The sequence below is a fragment of the Variovorax saccharolyticus genome (assembly GCF_030316765.1).
Classification (GTDB): domain Bacteria; phylum Pseudomonadota; class Gammaproteobacteria; order Burkholderiales; family Burkholderiaceae_C; genus Variovorax; species Variovorax saccharolyticus.
Genome location: NZ_JASZYT010000002.1, coordinates 672,591 through 689,262, shown reverse-complemented (window position 1 = coordinate 689,262; position 16,672 = coordinate 672,591). Strand labels below are relative to the sequence as shown.

At 69.8% G+C, this 16,672-nt stretch carries 17 protein-coding genes; 12 read left to right on the top strand and 5 right to left on the bottom strand.

The genetic code is table 11. From position 1 onward, the window contains the following. On the bottom strand, nt 1-1,437 hold the full coding sequence (glmU, locus tag QTI45_RS09375) for a bifunctional UDP-N-acetylglucosamine diphosphorylase/glucosamine-1-phosphate N-acetyltransferase GlmU (protein ID WP_286654145.1): 1,437 nt from the start codon (nt 1,435-1,437) through the stop codon (nt 1-3). Nucleotides 1,438-1,462: 25 nt separating this feature from the next. Here glmU and QTI45_RS09370 point away from each other — a divergent pair, with 25 nt between their 5' ends. Both QTI45_RS09370 and QTI45_RS09365 read left to right on the top strand, forming a co-directional pair. Next, nucleotides 1,463-2,320 carry a DUF6279 family lipoprotein gene (locus QTI45_RS09370; RefSeq protein ID WP_286654144.1) on the top strand — a complete coding sequence of 286 codons (858 nt, stop codon included), beginning with the start codon at nt 1,463-1,465 and terminating at the stop codon, nt 2,318-2,320. A 66-nt stretch (nt 2,321-2,386) separates the two neighbouring features. Next, nucleotides 2,387-3,319 carry a hypothetical protein gene (locus tag QTI45_RS09365; protein WP_286654143.1) on the top strand — a complete coding sequence of 311 codons (933 nt, stop codon included), beginning with the start codon at nt 2,387-2,389 and terminating at the stop codon, nt 3,317-3,319. Nucleotides 3,320-3,374: 55 nt separating this feature from the next. On the opposite strand, the gene QTI45_RS09360 is transcribed toward QTI45_RS09365, so the two are convergent. Next, on the bottom strand, nt 3,375-4,145 hold the full coding sequence (locus QTI45_RS09360) for a Crp/Fnr family transcriptional regulator (RefSeq protein WP_286654142.1): 771 nt from the start codon (nt 4,143-4,145) through the stop codon (nt 3,375-3,377). 92 nt (nt 4,146-4,237) lie between these two features. On the opposite strand from QTI45_RS09360, the gene QTI45_RS09355 reads away from it, so the two are divergent. Beyond that, the gene (locus tag QTI45_RS09355) at nt 4,238-4,633 is read left to right on the top strand and encodes a BLUF domain-containing protein (protein WP_286368936.1); all 396 of its coding nucleotides are present in this window, start codon (nt 4,238-4,240) and stop codon (nt 4,631-4,633) included. A 40-nt stretch (nt 4,634-4,673) separates the two neighbouring features. On the opposite strand, the gene QTI45_RS09350 is transcribed toward QTI45_RS09355, so the two are convergent. Next, entirely contained in the window at nt 4,674-4,985 is a 312-nt protein-coding gene (locus QTI45_RS09350; protein WP_286368935.1) for a DUF2917 domain-containing protein, read from the bottom strand. Between the two features lie 142 nt (nt 4,986-5,127). Between QTI45_RS09350 and QTI45_RS09345 the strand changes: the two genes are divergently transcribed. Beyond that, a complete protein-coding gene (locus QTI45_RS09345; RefSeq protein WP_286368934.1) occupies nt 5,128-6,111 on the top strand; it encodes a LysR substrate-binding domain-containing protein in 984 nt (327 codons plus the stop codon). 42 nt (nt 6,112-6,153) lie between these two features. On the opposite strand, the gene QTI45_RS09340 is transcribed toward QTI45_RS09345, so the two are convergent. Further along, nucleotides 6,154-6,771, bottom strand: coding sequence for a 5-formyltetrahydrofolate cyclo-ligase (locus tag QTI45_RS09340; RefSeq protein WP_286368933.1), 618 nt, complete (start codon nt 6,769-6,771; stop codon nt 6,154-6,156). 9 nt (nt 6,772-6,780) lie between these two features. Here QTI45_RS09340 and QTI45_RS09335 point away from each other — a divergent pair, with 9 nt between their 5' ends. The 8 genes from QTI45_RS09335 to otsA all read left to right on the top strand — a co-directional run bounded on the left by QTI45_RS09335 (nt 6,781) and on the right by otsA (nt 16,299). Continuing rightward, nucleotides 6,781-8,802, top strand: a complete 2,022-nt coding sequence (locus tag QTI45_RS09335) for a lytic transglycosylase domain-containing protein (RefSeq protein ID WP_286654141.1) — start codon at nt 6,781-6,783, stop codon at nt 8,800-8,802. 9 nt (nt 8,803-8,811) lie between these two features. Then, nucleotides 8,812-9,447 (top strand): mechanosensitive ion channel family protein, encoded by a 636-nt coding sequence (locus QTI45_RS09330; protein WP_286368931.1) that lies wholly within the window; start codon nt 8,812-8,814, stop codon nt 9,445-9,447. An 82-nt stretch (nt 9,448-9,529) separates the two neighbouring features. Continuing rightward, nucleotides 9,530-10,090 carry an MgtC/SapB family protein gene (locus tag QTI45_RS09325; RefSeq protein WP_286654140.1) on the top strand — a complete coding sequence of 187 codons (561 nt, stop codon included), beginning with the start codon at nt 9,530-9,532 and terminating at the stop codon, nt 10,088-10,090. 83 nt (nt 10,091-10,173) lie between these two features. After that, nucleotides 10,174-10,857 (top strand): glutathione S-transferase family protein, encoded by a 684-nt coding sequence (locus QTI45_RS09320; RefSeq protein WP_286654139.1) that lies wholly within the window; start codon nt 10,174-10,176, stop codon nt 10,855-10,857. A 44-nt stretch (nt 10,858-10,901) separates the two neighbouring features. After that, nucleotides 10,902-12,164, top strand: a complete 1,263-nt coding sequence (locus QTI45_RS09315; protein WP_286654138.1) for a multifunctional CCA addition/repair protein — start codon at nt 10,902-10,904, stop codon at nt 12,162-12,164. A gap of 73 nt (nt 12,165-12,237) precedes the next feature. Then, the gene (otsB, locus tag QTI45_RS09310; protein ID WP_286368927.1) at nt 12,238-13,008 is read left to right on the top strand and encodes a trehalose-phosphatase; all 771 of its coding nucleotides are present in this window, start codon (nt 12,238-12,240) and stop codon (nt 13,006-13,008) included. A 53-nt stretch (nt 13,009-13,061) separates the two neighbouring features. Further along, nucleotides 13,062-14,870: a glycoside hydrolase family 15 protein gene (locus QTI45_RS09305; protein ID WP_286654317.1), complete on the top strand. Its 1,809-nt coding sequence runs from the start codon at nt 13,062-13,064 to the stop codon at nt 14,868-14,870. 43 nt (nt 14,871-14,913) lie between these two features. Then, nucleotides 14,914-16,299, top strand: coding sequence for an alpha,alpha-trehalose-phosphate synthase (UDP-forming) (gene otsA / locus QTI45_RS09300; protein WP_286654137.1), 1,386 nt, complete (start codon nt 14,914-14,916; stop codon nt 16,297-16,299). Between the two features lie 12 nt (nt 16,300-16,311). Here otsA and QTI45_RS09295 read toward each other — a convergent pair whose 3' ends face one another. Then, a complete protein-coding gene (locus tag QTI45_RS09295; protein WP_286654136.1) occupies nt 16,312-16,641 on the bottom strand; it encodes a hypothetical protein in 330 nt (109 codons plus the stop codon). Nucleotides 16,642-16,672 lie beyond the last annotated feature (31 nt).

Here is a 16,672-nt window from a genome sequence, read left to right as displayed (position 1 = left end):
CTAGTTCTTCGGCGCCTTCTGCGGCCGCTTCCAGGCGGCGAAGCTGGCCTGCCTGGCGCGCGAGATCGTCAGCGCCCCGGGCTCGGTGCTCTTGGTGATGGTCGAGCCGCCGCCGATGGTGCCGCCGGCGCCGATCGTGATCGGCGCCACCAGCACGCAGTTGCTGCCCACGTGGACGTCGTCGCCGATGATCGTGCGGTGCTTGTTGGCGCCGTCGTAGTTGGCCGTGATGCTGCCGGCACCGTAGTTGACGCGCTGGCCGACCGTGGCGTCACCCAGGTAGGCCAGGTGGTTGGCCTTGGCGCCGTCGGCGAGCGTCGAGTTCTTGACCTCCACGAAGTTGCCGATGTGGACCTCGGCGCCGAGCCGGGCTCCGGGCCGCAGCCGCGCGAACGGCCCGACCAGGGCGCCGGCGCCGACCGTGACGCCGGCCTTTTCGCCGTCGATGTGGGTGAAGGGATGGATCACCGCGCCGGACTCGATGCGCGCATTGGCGATCACGCAGTTGGCGCCGATGCGCACGTCCGCGCCCAGCGATACCGCGCCCTCGAAGACGCAGTTGACGTCGATCTCGACATCCGACTCGCACACCAGCGTGCCTCGCAGGTCGAAGCGCGCCGGGTCGGCCAGCCGCACGCCTTCGGCCATCAGCGCCTGGGCCTGGCGCAGCTGGTAGGCGCGCTCGAGCGCCGCCAGTTGCGCAGGGCTGTTGACACCCGCAACCTGCAGCGCATCCTCGGTGCGGTGCGCGACCACCGGCACGCCGTCCACGGTCGCCAAGCCGACGATGTCGGTCAGGTAGTACTCGCCCTGGGCATTCTTGTTGTCGAGCCGCGCCAGCCAGGTCTTGAGCAGCCGCGCCGGCACCGCCATCACGCCGCTGTAGATCTCGCGGATCGCGCGCTGAGCCTCGGTGGCGTCCTTCTCCTCGACGATCGACTGGATCTCGCCCTCGTCCCCGGAGCCGCCCGCAACGCGCACGATGCGGCCGTAGCCCCTGGGCTCGTCGACCTCGATGGTCAACAGCGCCAGCCGGCGCCCGGCGCTGTCGGCCGCGAGCGCGCGCAGCGTCTCGCCATCGATCAGCGGCACGTCGCCGGACAGCACCAGCACAGTGCCGTCGTCGGGCAGCAGCGGGGCCGCCTGCTGAACCGCGTGGCCGGTGCCCAGCTGCGGCATCTGGCGCGCGAACTGCAGCGGCGCATCGGCCATGGTCCCCTCGAGGGTGGCCTCGACCTCGGGCGCGCCATGCCCGGTAACGACCACGATCTGGCGCGCGCCGATGCCCTTCGCGGTGGCGATCACGTGCGCCACCAGTGCGCGTCCGCCCAAACGATGCAACACTTTGGGCAGGCTGCTCTTCATGCGCGTGCCCTTGCCGGCCGCCATGATGACGACGTCTAGAGGCTCCTGGTTGTCCTGCGGAATCTGATTCATGCCACTTTCCCGAATACGTTGCGCAATGCTGGCGCGAATTATCGGTGCGCTGATGGTCGGCGCCGCCCTCGCCGCCTGCAGCGCGGTCAAGCTCGCCTACAACAACCTGCCCGAAGTCGGCTATTGGTGGCTCGACGGCTACGTCGACTTCGACCCCGGGCAAACGCCGCGGGTCCGCGACGAACTGCACCGGCTGCTGGACTGGCACCGGCGCGAGGAACTGCCGAAGATCGCCGACCTGCTGCAGCAGGCGCAGGCGCTGGCGGCAGCCGATCTGACGCCGGAGCAGGCCTGCGAGGTGTTCGACGCCGTCCGGCTGCGCGTGCTGGCCCTGGCCGAGCAGGCGGAACCCGCGGGCACGGCGCTGGCGCTCAGTCTCAACGCGTCGCAGCTGGATCATCTCGCCCGCAAGTACGGAAAGGTCAACGCCGAATACAGAAAAGACTGGCTCGATCGAAGCCCGGCCCAGCAGCGAGAGAAGCGCTACGACCAGTTCCTCGACCGCAGCGAGGATTTCTATGGCCGGCTCGATGGCGGGCAGCGCGAATTCCTGCGCCAGCTGGTCGAGCGATCCGCTTTCGATCCGCGCGAGCTGGACCACGAGCGCCGCCAGCGCCAGCAGGAGGCGTTGCAGCTGCTGGGCCGGTTCCAGGCCGAGAAGCCGCCGCAGGCCACGGCGCGGGCGGCGCTGCACGCCTACATGATGCGGATCGCGGAGCCGCCGCCCGGGCCCTCGCGCGAGCGCCAGCGCCGGATGCGCCAGGAGTCCTGCACCACCATCGCCGCACTTCACAACCAGACCAGCGCCAGCCAGCGCGAGCAGGCCGCGCGACGGCTGCAGCGCTACGAAGACGACCTGCGCGAGTTGGCAGCCCCGCAATGAGCGCCGGAAGTCCACCCCACATTTAGAACATTTGTTTACACTTGGCGGCAATTTCCTTGACGCTTCATGAACATCACACTCTGCACGCTCTTCGAAGGAAACTACCACTTCGGTGTGGCGGCGCTGTCCAACTCCCTGATCGCCTCGGGCTACGTGGGCGACCTGTGGGTCGGATACCGCGGCCCGCTCCCTGCATGGATCGTCGACGCGCCCGGCTACGAGAAGGCGACCGGTGAGATCCAGGTCGCGCCGACCCTCCGGCTGCGCCTGCTCGAGCTCGACACGCCGCTGCACTTCACCTACTACAAGCCCACCTTCCTGCGCGAGATGCTGGAGCGGCATGCGCCGGAGGCGACCGTTGTGGCGTACGTGGACCCCGACATCGTGGTCAAGTGCGACTGGCCGTCGTTCATGGGCTGGTTCACCGAAGACGGCATCTCGCTGGTTGAGGACGTCAACGCCTGCTTTCCGGCCCGCCATCCGAAGCGGCTGCTGTGGAACCGCTTCTTCGCGCCCCACGGCGCGACGCCCCGGCGGCAGCTCGAGCGCTACTACAACGCCGGGTTCATCGCGGTCTCGCGCCAGCACCTCGACTTTCTGGACCTCTGGCGCCGCCTGTGCGACCTGGTGGTGTCGCACAACGCCAACGCCCGGACGCTGAAGGCCGGCGGCTCCGCGACGCTGTTCCATTCGACCGACCAGGATGCCATGAACTTCGCGCTCACGGTCACCGAGGCGCCGCTCAACACGGCCGGTCCGGAGGCCATGGATTTCGCGAACGGCGGCTACTACCTGTCGCACGCGATCGGCTCGGTCAAGCCCTGGCACGGCGGCCACGTGCGGCAGGCGCTCGGCGGCCGCCCGCCCTCGCTCGCCAGCAAGGCCTACTACCGCTTCGCCAATGCGCCGATCAAGGTGTACTCGGACGGCGCCCTGGCCAAGCGCCGGCTGGCGCTCGCGGTCGCCAGCCTCATCGGGCGCGTCTACCGCCGCACCTGAGCGCGACCGGATTCAGTCCGCCGCCGGGCCGCCCCAAGGCGGACTGCGTGGGGGCTCAGATCAGCGGCGCCGGCAGCATCGGCCGCTCGAAGTAGTCGCCCAGCGCCTCCAGGGCATGCGGCTCGAGGATGCGCAGCCAGCCGCTGTCGAGCTTGTACAGCCCCAGTCGCTGGAGACGCCGCAGGGTCTTGTTGGTGTGGACCAGCGACAGGCCGAGCGCGTCCGCGATGTGCTGCTGATTGAACGGAAACTCGGCCCAGCCGTCGCGCACCATGCCGGCACGCTCGGCGCGCCGGTACAGGTGCATCAGCAGCATCGCGACTCTTTCGCCGGCGTTGCGTCGCCCGGCGGTCACGAGGTTGTCGTCGACCAGTTTCTCCTCGCGCGCGGCCAGCCAGGTGATGTGGTAGCCCAGCTTGGGCTGGGTGTGGAAAAGTTCCCACAAGGTGTCGCGCTCGAAGGTGCACAGGGTGGTGCCGGTCACGGCCTCGACCCCATGCGTGTGGCCGTCGGCGAATTCATCCTGAAGGCCGATGAAATCGCCGGGGAGCAGGAAGCTGAGGATCTGGCGGCGGCCGTCGCTGAGCGTCTTGTAGCGGAAGGCCCAACCCGAATAGAGGGTGTAGAGCTGGGCCGAAGGCCGGTCCTCGCCGACGATGCGTCCGCCGGCCTCGACCACCCGCGTGCCGCTGCGAAACGACTGGATGGCGTCCAGTTCGGCGGCCGAGACCGCGAGGAAGGCAGGACTCCTGCGCAGCCCGCATTCTTCGCAGGGATGGGCGCATCGCGGCGGGGAGACAGGGGCCGGATAGTCCTCGAATTTCACTTGAACACTATAGGCCAGGCCGCTGTGTCTTTTGACATTTTCGCGCGGCGGGGCGGCTCCTACACTGCGCTCGCCCTCCCTTCCTGACACTGATGCACGAACTCCACGAAATCCTCTACTGCAGCCTGCTGGCGCCGGACCAGCCGACCGAGGTGGTCGGCCGCATCGTCTCGCGGGCCCGCGCCCGCAATGCCGACGACGGCATCACCGGCCTGCTGGTGTTCGACGGCCAGCGCTTCTGCCAGCACTTCGAGGGGCCGCGCGAGAAAGTCCGCTCGCTGATGATGCGACTGGAAGCCGATCGACGCCACACGGACCTGTGCGTGCTGTTCGAGGGCAGCCTGGCGGCGCGGCGCTACCAGCGCTTCGAGATGGGCCTGGCGCAGGTCGAGGAACAGGAGGACCTGGCGGACTTCCATGCCTTGCAGGGCGCCGAGGCGCTGCAGCGCTTCCTCTCGCTGCGCCCGCGCTTCGACATTGCAGGCTGAGCGAGGGCGCGCAAGCCGCGCCCGCTCCGGCCCGATGGGCTCAGGCCGCGTCCCAGCTGTAGGTGGTGCCGTGGCTGTCCCACGGCTCCATCACGATCCGTTCGCCGGCCGCGACCGCCAGCGACTCGCCCGGTGCCAGAACCAGATCCTCGCTGCCGGCGTGGGCGGTGGCGTCGCGGGTCACCCAGACCCTGCCCTGCCGAATGCGCAGCACGCTGGCGCTGGCGGCCCTGAGGCTCATCGCGTGGCCGGCATCGAGCTGCCATGCACCGCGACGCACCGCGGGCGGCACGGCGGCCGGGCGAGCCAGGGCGGCGGACGAAAGCGAGGTGGTGGTGCAGACGGCAGACATGTTGGACTCCTGGTTGAGCGCTCCGCAATGGCGCGCTTCGGGAATGAATGATCTTCCTCGGCTCGTTGGCAGTCCAATGAAAACGCGGTAGCCTACTGATTCCGGTTTCGCATCAATCAATCCTTGGCCGAGGCCCCCCGCCGTGCTTCATTCCCAGACCCATCTGCGTTCCCGCCCGATCTCCGCCGGCCACCTGCGAGCCTTCGAGGCGGTGGCCCGGCACCTGAATTTCCGCGCCGCCGCCGAGGAAATGGCGCTGACCCAATCGGCCGTGAGCCGGCAGATCCAGTCGCTCGAGGAAGAGGTGGGGGTCGGCCTGTTCCTGCGCCACACGCGGGCGGTCGAACTGACCGGCGCCGGCGCCCAGCTGCTGCTGGCGGTGCAGCAGTCGCTGCCGCGGATCGACGGTGCGGTGCGCCAGATCCGCCAGAACGCGGGCCGCAAGAGCGTGTCGCTCACCACCTTCGCCTCGTTCGCCTCGATGTGGCTGATCCCGCGGCTCGAGGCCTTCCAGCGCGACAACCCGGAAATCGACATCCGCATCGACGCCAGCGACGTCGCGCTCGACATGGACGTCGCCGATGTCGACATCGCGCTGCGCTACGGCCCGCGCGAGAACATGCCGGCCGGGGCGCTGCGCCTGTTCGGCGAAACCATCACCCCGGTGGCGAGCCCCTGGCTGATCAAGAGCAATCCGGCGATCAAGGCGCCGGCCGACATCGCCCGCTTCACCCTGATCGAGGCCGGCGACGCCCATCGCACGCACCTCGAGTGGCTGACCTGGCGCCGCTGGTTCGAGGTCAACGACATGCCGCGCGCCCAGCCCCGGCGCTGGCTCTACTTCAACTATGCCTACCAGATGGTGCAGGCGGCGCTCACCGGGCAAGGCGTGGTGCTGGCGCGCAGCTCGCTGATCGCCGAAAGCCTGGCCAACGGCGACCTGGTCGAGGTGCTGCCCCAGCACCGCATGGATTCGCCGATGGCCTACTGGCTGATCACCGGCCCGCGCAGCGCGCCGCGGCCCGAGATCCAGGCCTTCTGCGAATGGCTGCAGGCCCAGGCCGTGACGACCCGGGAAACGATCGGCGAGGTGCCCGACCCCGACACCGTCGACAACATCGATTGACTTCAAGCGGCCGGCGCAGCGCCGGGCAAGCTGGGGGCGAGCTCAACCGATCGGCCAGACGACGCCGTTGTCGTTCAGGATGGCGTCGAGCGGCAGGTCGTGCGCCTCGGGCTCGAAGTCGTCGATGAAACCGTTGCCGAAGCCCAGCCCGACCGTGAACGGCCGCGGCTCCAGCGCCGCCAGCGTGCGGTCGTAGAAGCCGCCGCCGTAGCCCAGCCTGTAGCCGCCGGCGCTGTAGCCGAGGCAGGGCACGAACAGCAGCGTCGGCACGATCAGCTCGGTGTCCTTGGGCTTGGGGATGTCGAAGGCATCGTTTTCCATCGGGCAGCCCGGGTACCAGGCATGGAAGGTCAGCGTCTTGTGGACCCGGTCGACCACCGGCAGCCCGATGCGGCGGCGCTGCGGCTCGTCGAGCAGTTCGCCGTCCTCTTTCCAGCGGTGCAGCGCCGGCAGCGGGTCGAACTCGCCCTTGATCGGCCAGTAGGCGCCGATCACGGTGTCGGGCCGGCCCACCAGCCAGATCCGCATCACGCGCTGAAGCAGGTCGGCGCGCGCCAGGCGATCGGGCATCGCCAGGCGCTGCTCGATCAGCGCCGCACGCAGTTGTCCCTTGAGAAAAGTGGCCGTTGACGAGGTGTCGGCACCCTTTGACTTGTCCATAATCCCCCGATGCAGTTCGCAAGCATTTTGGCATCCGCGCGACGCCTCCCCCAGGCCTCTTTTTCCACCCTCGCCTTTTCGCTCGTCCTGGCCGCCGCCGCATGGCTGCAGCCGGCCCACGCGCAAAGCGGCAGCGACGACGTCCTGCTGCAGATGAAGCAGGCTTCGCAGCGCGGCGACAAGGCCCGGCTGGCGGCCCTGTTGCCGCAGGCGCGCGGCCACGTGCTCGAGCCCTGGGCCGCCTACTGGGAACTGAAGGCGCGGCTGGGCGAGACCAGCCCGCAGGAGGTGCAGGATTTCCTCTCCCGCTATGCCGGCACCTACCAGGAAGACCGGATGCGCAACGACTGGCTGCTGCTGGCCGGCCAGCGCCGCGACTGGGACAGCTTCGGCGCGCTGCATCCCGAATACCGCATGAACGACGACGCCCAGGTGCGCTGCTACGCGATCCTGGTCGAGACGCTGCGCTCGGGCAGCGCCACCCAGGCCCAGGCCGACGAGGTGAGGCGCAACTGGTTCGCCCAGCGCGAGCTCGACGACGGCTGCCTGACCGCGGCCGACCGCATGATCGGCGCCCGCCTGATGTCGCCCAACGACGCCTGGAAGAAGGCGCGGCTGGCGATCGAGGCCAGCCGGCCGCAGGCGGCGCGCGCCGCCGTGATGCTGGTGGCACCGGATGCCATCGCGCTGTTCGACGAAATGAATGCCAGCCCGGCCAAGTTCCTGGCTGGCCGGGTCACCGCGGTCGCCAAGTCGCGCCGCGAGCTGGTCGTGCTGGCCCTGCTCAAGATGACCGCCGCCGACCCGGGCGTGGCCGCCGCCCAGCTCGAGGGCAAGTGGGACACCACCTTGTCGAACGAGGAGCGCAACTGGCTCTGGGGCTCGATCGGCCGCCAGTTCGCGATCAAGCTCTCGCCGCAGGCCAACGCCTATTTCGCCAACGTCACCAAGCTCGGCGACCTGACCGACGACATGCTGGCCTGGAAGGCCCGCGCAGCCCTGCGCACGCGCAGCTGGAAGGACGTGCAGGCCGCCATCGACGCGATGAGCGAAGCCCAGCAGCAAGACCCGACCTGGGTCTACTGGAAGGCCCGCGGCCTGCTCGCCGGCGGCGGCGACGCGCGCCGCGAGCAGGCCCGCGTCCTGTTCGAGAGCATCGCCGGGACGCGCGGCTTCTACGAATTGCTGGCGCTCGAGGAACTGGGCCAGCGCGCTGCCGCGCCGACCAGGCCGGCACCGCTCACCCCGGAAGAAAAGGCTGCCGCCCGCGGCAACCCGGCGCTCAACCGCGCGCTGTACGCGATCGCGATCGGGCTGCGCCCCGAGGGCACGCGCGAGTGGAACTACGCCACCAACCTGCACGACAAGGGCGGCATGGCCGACCGCGAACTGCTGGCCGCCGCCGACCTGGCCTGCCAGCGCGAAGTGTGGGACCGCTGCATCAACACCAGCGAACGCACCAAGGGCGTGATCGACGTCGACCAGCGCTTCCCGATGCCCTTCCACGACACCGTGATCCGCAAGAGCCAGGAGATCGGCCTCGATCCGGCCTACGTCTACGGCCTGATCCGCCAGGAGAGCCGCTTCATCATGGATGCCCGCTCGGGCGTCGGCGCCTCCGGACTGATGCAGGTGATGCCCGCCACCGCGCGCTGGACGGCCAAGAAGATCGGCATGGGCGACTTCACGCCGGGCCAGATCAACGACCGCGACACCAACATCACGATCGGCACCAACTACCTGAAGCTCGCCCTCGACGACTTCGACGGCTCGATGGCCCTGGCCGCGGCGGCCTACAACGCCGGCCCCGGCCGGCCGCGCAACTGGCGCAACGGACCGGTCATGGAAGCCGCGATCTGGGCCGAGAACGTGCCCTTCAACGAGACCCGCGACTACGTCAAGAAGGTGCTCGCGAACACCACCAACTACGCGGCCGTCATCAGCGGCCAGCCGCAGTCGCTCAAGTCCCGCCTGGGCAACGTGGGGCCGCGCAACGCCGGCGAACCCGAGCCCAACAAAGACCTGCCCTGAGGGACGGGCGTGAACCGAACCCTGCAGAGCCTGCGCGCCCAGCTCCCGCCCTGGGCCGTCGAATGGCTTGAAATCATCATCCCGATGGCCCAGGTGGCGCTGATCCTGGCGGGCGCCTGGCTGCTGTACCGATTCGCGCGCCGGCTGATCCTGCGCGTGACCACGGGCTACGCGCTGCCCTCCAACGTGGACCTGGTCACGCGCCGCGCGGCCGCCTTCCTGATCTACGGCGGCGCCCTGCTGTGGGGCCTCGAGCGGCTGGGCGTCTCGGGCGGCGTGCTGTGGACCGCCTTCACCAGCTTCGCCGCCGTCGGCGCGGTGGCCTTCTTCGCCGCCTGGAGCGTGCTGTCGAACATCTTCTGCGCGCTGCTGATCTTCATGACGCGCATGTTCTGGCCCGGCGACACGGTGGAGGTGCTGGAGAACGGCGAGAAGCCGGGACTCAAGGGCCGCGTGCTCGACATCAACCTGGTCTTCACCACGCTCGAGGAAAGCGGCAGCGCGCACGAAGGCACGACGCTCAAGATCCCCAACAGCATGTTCTTCCAGCGCGCCGTGCGGCGCTGGCACGGCAGCGCCCCCGCACTGCCGCGCACGGTGGAGCTGGTCCCGCCGGCCGCCTCGCAGCCGCAGCCGCCCGCCTGAGCGCGCCGAAAGTGCCGCCGTCCTACAGTCAGACGCGCGGCACCCGGGCCACACTGCGGCCTCGCCCACTTCCCGCCGCAGCATGGCCGCATCTTTCTGGGCCGCGACCACCGAGGTGCTCGCCGCCGAGTTCTCCGACGTTCCCGACCTCGCGCAAGTGCTGCGCATCCTCGTGCGCCTGCTGCTGGCCGCCGTGCTCGGCTTCATGCTGGGCTTCGAGCGCGAGCAGCAGGGCAAGGCCGCGGGCGTGCGCACCCACATGCTGGTCGCGATCGGCTCCGCGATGTTCGTGCTGGTGCCGCAGCAGGCCGGGATCGCGCCGGCCGACATGAGCCGCGTGATCCAGGGACTGGTGGCGGGCGTGGGCTTCCTGTGCGCCGGCACCATCCTCAAGCAGGGCCGGGACGAGCAGAACGTCCAGGGCCTGACCACCGCCGCCGGCCTCTGGATGACGGCCGCCATCGGCATGGCCTGCGGGCTGGGCCGCGAGGTCACGGCGGTGCTCAGCGCGCTGCTGGCGCTGGCGGTGCTGTCGCTGGTGCCGAGGCTGGTGGCGCTGATCGAAAAGGTGGTCGGACCGCCGGCGGAAGCCGGTGCCCCGGCGCGCGTGATCGCCTCGCCCGACGACAAGCCCGGGCCCTGACATCAATTCCGGGCCGCAACGGCATCAATCTTTCGCGGCAACGCCGCTAGCATCGAGGGCTTTGCATCAACAGGAGGCCCGTCATGACCAAGCTCTACATCGGCAACAAGAACTACTCGTCGTGGTCGATGCGACCCTGGGTGCTCATGAAGCAGGCCGGCATCCCGTTCGACGAAGTCATCCTGCGCTTCGACTCCTTCGATGCCGGCTCGCAGTTCAAGGACGCCATCGGCGCGCTCAACCCGGTCGCCAAGGTGCCGGTGCTGGTCGACGGTGGCCTGGTGATCTGGGACACCCTGGCGATCGCCGAGTACCTGGCCGAGACCCATCCCGACAAGAAGCTGTGGCCGCAGGCGGCCGCCGACCGCGCCCGCGCGCGCAGCATCTGCGCCGAGATGCACTCGGGCTTCGGCGGCCTGCGCAGCCACTGCGGCATGAACATCGAGGCCTCGCTGCCCGAAGTCGGCGCCCGGCTGCTGCGCGAGCAGCCGGAGGTGAAATCCGATCTCGAACGCATCGTCCAGATGTGGGGAGACCTGCTGGCGCAGCATGGCGGGCCGATGCTGTTCGGCGGATTCACGATCGCGGACGCGTACTTCGCGCCGGTCGGCACACGCATCAAAACCTACGGGCTGCCGGTGCCCGCCGCCATCACGGCCTATATCGAACGCGTGCAGGCCCTGCCGGGGGTCAAGGCCTGGATCGACGACGCGCTGGCCGAGAAGGACTTCCTTGCCTTCGAGGAGCCCTACCGCAGCGGCCGCTGAACCTGCCTGCTTCGCCCAGGGCGTGTCCGCCCTAGACTCGCGGGATGCAAACCTATCTCGTCGGCGGCGCGATCCGCGATGCACTGCTCGGCCGTACCGGCAGCGACCGCGACTGGGTCGTCGTCGGCGCCACGCCCGAGCAGATGGCGGCACGCGGCTTCCTGCCCGTGGGGCGCGACTTCCCGGTGTTCCTGCATCCCGAGACGCGCGAGGAATACGCCCTCGCGCGCACCGAGCGCAAGAGCGCGCCGGGGTACCGCGGCTTCGTGGTCCATGCGGCACCCGACGTCACGCTCGAGCAGGACCTGGCGCGGCGCGACCTGACGATCAACGCGATCGCACTGCCGGCCGAACGCGTAGCCGCCGACCAGCTCGGGCTCGACCCGGCCGACTTGATCGATCCCTTCCATGGCCAGCAGGACCTGCAGCACAGGCGGCTGCGGCACGTCACCGAGGCCTTCCGCGAGGACCCGGTGCGCATCCTGCGCGTGGCGCGCTTCGCAGCCCGCTTCGCGGATTTCCGGGTGGCGCCCGAGACCATGGCGCTGATGCGCGAGATGGTGGCGGCCGGCGAGGTCGACGCGCTGGTGCCCGAGCGGGTCTGGCAGGAACTCTCGCGCGGCCTCATGGAGGGCTCGCCGTCCCGGATGTTCGAGCTGCTGCGAGCCTGCGGCGCGCTGCCGGTGCTGCTGCCCGAGGTCGATCGCCTGTGGGGCGTGCCGCAGCCCGAGGCCCATCATCCCGAGGTCGACACCGGCGTGCACCTGATGATGGTGCTCGACATGGCGGCGCGGCTGGCGGCGCCGCTGGGCGTGCGATTCGCCTGCCTGGTGCACGACCTCGGCAAGGGCACGACGCCGGCCGACGCGCTGCCGCGCCACATCGGGCACGAGCAGCGCAGCGCGAAGCTGCTGCGCGCGGTGTGCGAGCGCTGGCGGGTGCCGGTCGAGTTGCGCGAGCTGGCCGACGTGGTGGCGCGCGAGCACGGCAACATCCACCGCAGTGCAGATCTCAACGCGGCCGCTCTCGTGCGGCTGCTCGAGCGCTGCGACGCCTTCCGCAAGCCCGAGCGCTTCGACGACGTGCTGCTGGCCTGCGAGTGCGATGCGCGCGGGCGTCTGGGCCTCGAAGACGCGCCCTATCCGCAGCGCCAGCGGCTGCTCGCGGCGCTGGCGGCCGCCCGCGCGGTGGCCACCGAGCCGATCGCGCGCGAAGCCCAGGCGGCCGGTGCCGCCGGCCCGAAGATCGGCGAGGCGATCGCCCGCGCCCGGATCGCAGCGATCGCGGCGGCGCTGCCGGCGCCCTGAGATCGGGCGCAGAGCGATCTATCGACATTGACCGACGCTGCGGGGGCTTCGAGTCTGCTATGGTTTTCCCTCCATGCAGACGCCCCCCCGACTTACTCCCGACGCGGCCCTCTTCCTCGATTTCGACGGCACCCTGGTGGAGCTTGCCGAGACCCCCGAGGCGATCCACGTCCCGCCTGCCATGGTGGGCTTGCTCGGCGACCTGCGTGACCTGCTCGGCGGCGCGCTGGCGGTCGTCTCGGGCCGCCAGATCGACGTGCTCGACCGCTTCCTCGCCCCGCTGCGCCTGCCGGCCGCCGGCGAGCATGGCGTGCAGCGCCGCGACGCCGAAGGCCGCATGCAGGAGCAGCGCGCGCCCGAGCTGACGCGGGTGCTCGACGCCGCCAACGAACTCGCGCGCGTGCATGAAGGCCTGCTGGTGGAACGCAAGCACGCCGCCATCGCGCTCCACTACCGCCTGGCGCCGCAGCTCGAAGCGGTCTGCCGCGACGCGATGGCGCGCATCATCTTCGACCAGCCGCAACTCGAACTGATGCACGGCAAGTTCGTGTTCGAGGTCAAGCCGGCAGGCATCCACAAGGGCGTCGCGATCGCCGCCTTCATGGAGGAAGCGCCATTCGCCGGCCGGACGCCGGTGTTCGCCGGCGACGACACCACCGACGAGAACGGCTTCGCCGTGGTGCAGCCCCGCGGCGGCATCGCGATCAAGGTGGGCTCCGGCCCCAGCCAGGCGCTGCACCGGCTCGATTCGCCGCGCGCGGTGTTCGAGTGGCTGGTGGCGGCGCGGGACCTGCTGGCAGCGCCGAACAACAAGAACGACACCCCGAGGAGGACCGAGGAATGACCCCCCCACACGCAGAGGCGATCGCCGAAGACCATGCCGGCACCTCGACCCCGATGCCGCACGGCGGCTTCTTGCCGCCGGCGCCGGCTTCGCTCGATGTCGGCGTGATCGGCAACTGCGCCTATAGCGCGCTGGTCGACGCCCGCGGCCGGGTGGTCTGGTGCTGCCTGCCGCGCTTCGACGGCGATCCGGTCTTCAACGCGCTGCTCGATCCCGGCGCCGATGCCAGCGCCTGGTCCATCGAGATCGAGGACTTCGCGTCCTCGAAGCAGTGGTACGAGCCGAACACCGCGGTGCTGCGCACCCAGCTCTTCGACAGCGCCGGCCAGGGCATCGAGATCACCGACCTGGCGCCGCGCTTCCACAGCCGCTCGCGCTACTTCCGGCCGCTGACGATGGTGCGCCGGGTCAAGCCGATCAAGGGCACGCCGCGCATCCGCGTGGCGCTGACTCCGCGCTTCCAGTGGGGGGCGATGCCGCCCACCATCACGCGCGGCAGCAACCACATCCGCTATGTCGGGCCCGACTTCACGCTCAGGCTGAACACCGACGCCTCGGTCTCGCACATCCTCTCGCGCCAGCCCTTCGTGCTCTCGCGCGAGCACAACTTCGTGCTCGGCGCCGACGAGACGCTGACCGACGGCATCGCCGACACCGCGCGCCACTTCGAGCAGGAGACCATCGCCTACTGGCGCACCTGGAGCAAGCGGCTGGCGATCCCGTTCGAGTTCCAGGAAGCGGTGATCCGCGCCGCGATCACGCTCAAGCTCTCGCTCTACGAGGACACCGGCGCGATCGTCGCCGCGATGACCACCAGCATCCCCGAGGCGCCGGGCAGCCAGCGCAACTGGGACTACCGCTACTGCTGGCTGCGCGACGCCTTCTTCGTGGTGCGCGCGCTCAACAGCCTGTCCGAGGTCGGCACCATGGAGGACTACCTGCGCTGGCTGTCGAACGTGGTGATCGGCTCGCACGGCGAGCACATCCAGCCGCTCTACGGCATCGGGCTCGAGCGCGAACTGCCCGAATCCTTCGTCGAAGGCCTGGGCGGCTATCGCGGCATGGGGCCGGTGCGCGTCGGCAACCAGGCCCAGGAGCATTTCCAGCACGACGTCTACGGCAACATCGTGCTCGGCGCGGCGCAATCCTTCCATGACCATCGGCTGCTGAGCCGGGCCGGCGTCAACGAGTTTCCCTACCTCGAAGCGGTCGGCGAGCAGGCGATCCGGGTCTACGGCACGCCCGACGCCGGCATGTGGGAGCTGCGCACCCGGGCCCGCATCCACACCAGCTCGGCGCTGATGAGCTGGGCCGCCTGCGACCGCCTCGCGAAGATCGCGCGCACCCTGGAGCTGCCCGAGCGCGCCGCCTACTGGCACGGCCATGCCTCGCGCATGCGCGAGGAGATCCTGGAGAAATCGTGGTGCGAGGAGCGGCAGGCCTTCGCCGAGAGCTTCGGCGGCCACGAGCTCGACGCCAGCGTGCTGCTGATGGTCGAGGTCGGGCTGATCGACGCCCGCGACCCGCGCTTCATCTCGACCGTCGAGGCGATGGAGAAGTCGCTCTGCGACGGTCCCTACATGCGCCGCTACGAGGCCGCCGACGACTTCGGCAAGCCCGAGACCGCCTTCAACATCTGCACCTTCTGGCGCATCGACGCGCTGGCCAAGATCGGCCGCAAGGCCGAGGCCCGGCAGATCTTCGAGACCATGCTGGCGGCGCGCAATCCGCTCGGCCTGCTGTCCGAGGACACCCACCCGGTGACCGGCGAGATGTGGGGCAACTTCCCGCAGACCTATTCGATGGTCGGCATCATCAATGCGGCAGTGAGACTGTCGGCGCCCTGGGATTCGTGCATATGAGCGACGCCGGGGACACGCCAGTGCCGAACGTGGGGGCCTGCCTATGAGCAGACTGGTGGTGGTATCGAACCGGGTGGCCGATCCGCGCAAGCCGGCCGCCGGCGGCCTCGCCGTGGCGCTCGGCGAGAGCCTGCAGCAGACCGGCGGCATGTGGTTCGGCTGGAGCGGCGCGATCGTCGAGGAAGGCCCGACCGGCGAAGGCGAGCTGCACCGCCAGCAGGCCGGCAAGGTGACGCTGGCCACCATCGACCTGAGCCGCGAGGACCACGACAGCTACTACCTGGGCTACAGCAACGACGTGTTGTGGCCGGTGTTCCACAACCGCCTCGACCTGGCGCACTTCGATGCCGGCTTCATCGGCGGCTACCGGCGCGTGAACCAGCTGTTCGCGCGCAAGCTGATGCCGCTGCTGCAGGACGACGACATCATCTGGGTGCACGACTACCACCTGATCCCGCTGGCGGCCGAGCTGCGCGCGATGGGCTGCAGGCAGCGCATCGGCTTCTTCCTGCACATCCCGCTGCCGCCGCAGATCATCATCGCCGCGATCCCGCAGCACGAGTGGCTGATGCGCTCGCTGTTCGCCTACGACCTGATCGGCTTCCAGGCCGAGCAGGACGTGCAGCACTTCGAGCACTACGTGAAGAACGAGGCGCACGGCGAGATCCTGGCCGACCACATGTACCGCGCCTACGGGCAGAAGGTGCGCTGCAATGCGTTCCCGATCGGCATCGACGTCGACGAGTTCGCGGCGCTCACGCACGCCAAGGAATCGCGCGACATGTACGAGACCATGAGGCGCGAGTACTCGAGCCGGCGCCTGCTGCTGGGCATCGACCGGCTCGACTACTCCAAGGGCATTCCGCAGCGCGTCCGGGCGTTCCGGGAGCTGCTCGCCAACTACCCCGAGAACCGCCGCAGCGCGACCCTGATCCAGATCGCCTCGCCGACGCGCGAGACCGTCGATGCCTATGGCGACATCCGGCGCGAGCTCGAGTCGCTGTGCGGCGCGATCAACGGCGACTACGGCGAGCTCGACTGGATGCCGGTGCGCTACATCCACCGCATGGTGGCGCGCAAGCGCGTTCCCGGCCTCTGCCGGGCGGCCGCGGTCGGGCTGGTGACGCCGCTGCGCGACGGCATGAACCTGGTGGCCAAGGAGTACATCGCGGCCCAGGACCCGGCCGACCCGGGCGTGCTGGTGCTGTCGCGCTTCGCCGGCGCGGCCGAGCAGCTCAGGGAAGCGCTGCTGGTGAATCCCTACGACACCCACGGCACCGCCGAGACGGTGCAGCAGGCGCTGCAGATGCCGCTGGAGGAACGCCGGGAGCGCCACCAGAAACTGCTGGCGCGCATCCGCGAGCAGGACGTGCACTGGTGGCGCAACGGCTTCCTGCTGGCACTGCGGGAAGCCGCGAGCGAGCGCTAGGCGGCGGCCTTGTCAACGCCAGGCCATTCGGCCGGCCAGCAGATGCACCAGGCGCGCCAGCCGCGAAGCCGCCGCCGGCCCGTTGGCCGCGGGCATCGCCACCGGGCCCACCCGCGCGGGCGCCAGCGCCCTCACCTCGATCCAGCCGCCGCGCTCGACCACATGGACCTGGCCCTCCTCGAGCCGCGTCTTCACGCTGAAGACCGATTCGCCCAGCCACGAAGGCGGTCCGCTCAGGTCGACGCTGCCCTGGGCGACCCTCAGCGCGAAGCCGGCATCGACGGCCATGCGCAGCGTCTGGCCGCGCTGCAGGCAGGTGGATTCGGGGAGTTCGGTGGTCATCGCAGGTGCCCTGTCGAAGAGTTGCAATGAC